This window comes from Mucilaginibacter gossypii (assembly GCF_900100945.1).
Classification (GTDB): Bacteria; Bacteroidota; Bacteroidia; order Sphingobacteriales; family Sphingobacteriaceae; genus Mucilaginibacter; species Mucilaginibacter gossypii.
On the sequence record NZ_FNCG01000040.1, the window covers coordinates 1 to 4,413 of the forward strand.

At 46.9% G+C, this 4,413-nt stretch carries 2 tRNA genes and 2 rRNA genes; all 4 read left to right on the forward strand.

Going from position 1 to position 4,413, the window contains the following annotated elements:
* The first annotated feature begins 478 nt into the window (after positions 1-478).
* Positions 479-1,999: ribosomal RNA gene (locus BLS28_RS30390) — 16S ribosomal RNA — on the forward strand.
* 212 nt (positions 2,000-2,211) lie between these two features.
* Positions 2,212-2,286, forward strand: a tRNA-Ile gene (locus tag BLS28_RS30395).
* Between the two features lie 85 nt (positions 2,287-2,371).
* Positions 2,372-2,448, forward strand: a tRNA-Ala gene (locus BLS28_RS30400).
* 226 nt (positions 2,449-2,674) lie between these two features.
* Positions 2,675-4,413, forward strand: a 23S ribosomal RNA gene (locus BLS28_RS30405); the annotation flags it as partial.

Here is a 4,413-nt window from a genome sequence, read left to right on the forward strand (position 1 = left end):
AAATCCACACCTTTGCAGCCCGCAAAAGAGGAAAAGGAGAGAGCGAAGCGGGTCTGAAACTTTGAAAAATAAAAAATAAAAAAGTTTTGGAAATAAGAAAAGGTTTTCTACCTTTGCAGACCCAAACGGAAGGGAGCTTGAAAGAGCGAAAGAAGTTGAGGCTGAGCGAGTTCAGTCAATAAGAGAAGGAAGAAAGTTAACAATAGTTAATGAGTAAAACAAAAGAGCCGAAAGCGATTTTCGGGGAAACAAACTGACAAGTTAAGCGATGAAAATTGCGACGACATAATAGCTGATTCGGATGATGAAGCGAGCAAGTTCTTTTAAGAAATGGAAATCATGTAGCGTAACGGGAGATTAACCAAGGCTAAGGCTGAGGAAGATTGAAGAGTTACAAAAAGAAGAGAGGCTGTATAAAGATATAATAATACAGATTCTATTAATTAATAATAGGGTCAGTGGTTAAACAAAACATTTTACAATGGAGAGTTTGATCCTGGCTCAGGATGAACGCTAGCGGCAGGCCTAATACATGCAAGTCGGACGGGATAGGAGAGCTTGCTTTCCTTGAGAGTGGCGCACGGGTGCGTAACACGTATGTAACCTACCTTGATCAGGGGGATAGCCTCTCGAAAGAGAGATTAAGACCGCATAACATTATGATATGGCATCGTATTATAATCAAATATTTATAGGATCAAGATGGGCATGCGCAACATTAGCTAGTTGGTGTGGTAACGGCATACCAAGGCGACGATGTTTAGGGGATCTGAGAGGATGACCCCCCACACTGGTACTGAGACACGGACCAGACTCCTACGGGAGGCAGCAGTAAGGAATATTGGTCAATGGACGGAAGTCTGAACCAGCCATGCCGCGTGCAGGAAGACGGCCCTACGGGTTGTAAACTGCTTTTGCAGGGGAATAAACCTCGATACGTGTATCGAGTTGAATGTACCTTGAGAATAAGGATCGGCTAACTCCGTGCCAGCAGCCGCGGTAATACGGAGGATCCAAGCGTTATCCGGATTTATTGGGTTTAAAGGGTGCGTAGGCGGCTTTTTAAGTCAGGGGTGAAAGACGGTAGCTCAACTATCGCAGTGCCCTTGATACTGAAGAGCTTGAATGTACTTGAGGTAGGCGGAATGTGACAAGTAGCGGTGAAATGCATAGATATGTCACAGAACACCAATTGCGAAGGCAGCTTACTAAAGTATGATTGACGCTGAGGCACGAAAGCGTGGGGATCAAACAGGATTAGATACCCTGGTAGTCCACGCCCTAAACGATGAACACTCGATGTTGGCGATATACGGTCAGCGTCTAAGCGAAAGCGTTAAGTGTTCCACCTGGGGAGTACGCCCGCAAGGGTGAAACTCAAAGGAATTGACGGGGGCCCGCACAAGCGGAGGAGCATGTGGTTTAATTCGATGATACGCGAGGAACCTTACCCGGGCTTGAAAGTTAGTGAATGTGACAGAGACGTCACAGTTCTTCGGAACACGAAACTAGGTGCTGCATGGCTGTCGTCAGCTCGTGCCGTGAGGTGTTGGGTTAAGTCCCGCAACGAGCGCAACCCCTATGTTTAGTTGCCAGCATTTAAGGTGGGGACTCTAAACAGACTGCCTATGCAAATAGAGAGGAAGGAGGGGACGACGTCAAGTCATCATGGCCCTTACGTCCGGGGCTACACACGTGCTACAATGGATGGTACAGAGGGCAGCTACCTGGCAACAGGATGCCAATCTCTTAAAGCCATTCACAGTTCGGATCGGGGTCTGCAACTCGACCCCGTGAAGTTGGATTCGCTAGTAATCGCGTATCAGCAATGACGCGGTGAATACGTTCCCGGGCCTTGTACACACCGCCCGTCAAGCCATGGAAGCTGGAAGTGCCTGAAGTGCGTAACCGCAAGGAGCGTCCTAGGGTAAAGTCGGTAACTGGGGCTAAGTCGTAACAAGGTAGCCGTACCGGAAGGTGTGGCTGGAATACCTCCTTTCTGGAGCAGGATCTCTGAGTAATTCGGAACTGTTACCTACATGATATTTCTTAAAACACAAACAAAAAGACAAAAGGAAACCCAGAAGATGAAGCCATCTGTGGAATGTGCAAACGCAAGTAAGTACAGGACAAGTGGCAGTAAGCAGTGGCAGCAGCAGTAGGCAGAAAAGTCCTGCAAACTGCAACTGATAACTGCAACTAAAAACAAATAGTCCTGTAGCTCAGCTTGGTTAGAGCACTACACTGATAATGTAGGGGTCAGCAGTTCAAATCTGCTCGGGACTACAAAAAAGGAAGAAAGGGAAAAGGATAAAGGCAAAAGGTAAGAAAACCTTTCAGCTTTAACCTTTCAGTTTTCACCTCATCTAACGGGGGATTAGCTCAGCTGGCTAGAGCACCTGCCTTGCACGCAGGGGGTCAACGGTTCGAATCCGTTATTCTCCACCAAGTATTCTACAGTAACTATAATATAGGTTACGCTACAGATGAAAACTAACGTTCTTTGACATATTGGAAGAAGTAATTGAAAACAAGAGAAAACAACAGATAGAGACGTTGTTAGGTTCAATACTACAAAGAGACAAAGCAGCAATGCAATGACTCAATGAAATAATGACTTAATGACTGATCTAAAATAAAGACATACCTTGCGGCGCAAAAGGCGCAAGAGTAGAAGAAAGTAAGAAAGGGTACACGGGGGATGCCTTGGCTCTCAGAGGCGAAGAAGGACGTGATAAGCTGCGATAAGCTGCGGGGATTAGCAAATATGAATTAATCCGCAGATTTCCGAATGGGGAAACCTAGTTATTTGAAGAATAACTGCATAAATGCGCTAACCTGCCGAACTGAAACATCTAAGTAAGCAGAGGAAGAGAAAACAATAGTGATTTCCAGAGTAGTGGCGAGCGAAATGGAAGAAGCCCAAACCTGTTATGTTACGGCATAGCAGGGGTTGTAGGACCACAACATGAATATTAAATAGAACCGGAACGGGGTGGGAAACCCGGCCATAGAGCATGAGAGCTGCGTACGGGTAATAGATAATAGGATAGTGGTATCCTGAGTACCGCGAGGTCGGAGACGCCTTGTGGGAATTTGCCGGCACCATCCGGTAAGGCTAAATACTCCTGAGAGACCGATAGTGAACCAGTACCGTGAGGGAAAGGTGAAAAGAACCCCGAACAGGGGAGTGAAATAGAACCTGAAACCGTGTACTTACAAGCGGTCGGAGCCTGGCAACGGGTGACGGCGTGCCTTTTGCATAATGAGCCTACGAGTTACTCTTCCCTGGCAAGGTTAAGTGTTTAAGACACGGATCCGAAGCGAAAGCGAGTCTGAAAAGGGCGTATAGTCAGGGGAGGTAGACGCGAAACCTTGTGATCTACCCATGGGCAGGTTGAAGGTGCCGTAACAGGTACTGGAGGACCGAACCGATAAACGTTGAAAAGTTTCCGGATGACTTGTGGGTAGGGGTGAAAGGCTAATCAAACTGGGAAATAGCTCGTACTCCCCGAAATGTTTTTAGGAACAGCCTGGCGGTTGAGTTATAAAGAGGTAGAGCTACTAATTGGGTGCGGGGGAGTCAAATCCTACCAAATCCAGATAAACTCCGAATGCTTTATAATATACGCTGGAGTGAGGCTATGGGTGCTAAGGTCCATGGCCGAGAGGGAAAGAACCCAGACCATCAGCTAAGGTCCCTAAATTATTGCTAAGTTGAACTAACGAGGTCCGATTGCACAGACAGCTAGGATGTTGGCTTGGAAGCAGCCATTCATTTAAAGAGTGCGTAACAGCTCACTAGTCGAGCGATCGGGCATGGATAATAAACGGGCATCAAGCAGTATACCGAAGCTATGGATTCATATTAATATGACTGGTAGGGGAGCATTCTATTATCCGGCGAAGCAGGAAGGTAACTGACTGTGGAGGGAATAGAAAAGCAAATGTAGGCATAAGTAACGATAAGGCGGGAGAGAAACCCGCCCACCGAAAGACTAAGGTTTCCTGATCAACGCTAATCGGATCAGGGTTAGTCGGGGCCTAAGGTGAAGCCGACAGGCGTAGCCGATGGACAACTGGTTAATATTCCAGTACTTTTTATTACTGCGATGCGGTGACGGAGTAGTGACACTGACGCGAACTGACGGAATAGTTCGTTAAAGGCTGTAGGTATAGAGTTTGTAGTTAAGTACGCAGACTTTGCTGAAAGCTGATAGTACACCAAATCTTCGGACAAGGTGATAGTTCAGGTAATCAGACTTCCAAGAAAACCCGCTAAGCTTCAGGTAATAAAAACCCGTACCGTAAACCGACACAGGTAGTCGAGGAGAGAATCCTAAGGTGCTCGAGTGAATCATGGCTAAGGAACTCGGCAAAATGGCCCTGTAACTTCGGGAGAAGGGGCGCTGG